Source organism: Flavobacterium psychroterrae, from assembly GCF_018380615.1.
Taxonomy (GTDB): Bacteria; Bacteroidota; Bacteroidia; order Flavobacteriales; family Flavobacteriaceae; genus Flavobacterium; species Flavobacterium psychroterrae.
Genome location: NZ_JAGYVZ010000099.1, coordinates 1 through 261, shown reverse-complemented (window position 1 = coordinate 261; position 261 = coordinate 1). Strand labels below are relative to the sequence as shown.

Here is a 261-nt window from a genome sequence, read left to right as displayed (position 1 = left end):
AAGATTTGCAAACCGAAAAACCATATCAAAAACTTGTAAAATCCACTAGTGATGCTTTTGATTTTGCCATTAAGGATAATGAAATGCCGGAAGTGATGCGTACCGCATTGCAAGATAATACCAGACTTTTCGGCTCACTTAAAGCCAATGCACAACTATTTGAAGCTTCAAAATTACTGTTAACCGATGATGGCAAATTCAAACCATTCTCTGTCGTAACAAAAGACTTCGACAAGCTTAATGTGAGCTATAATCAGAATT

1 protein-coding gene is annotated in these 261 nt (G+C 36.0%); it reads left to right on the top strand.

What is annotated here, in order from left to right; translation table 11 throughout:
* The coding region (locus tag KHA90_RS25230; protein WP_213308306.1) for a hypothetical protein at window positions 1-261 on the top strand (261 nt) is incomplete at both ends.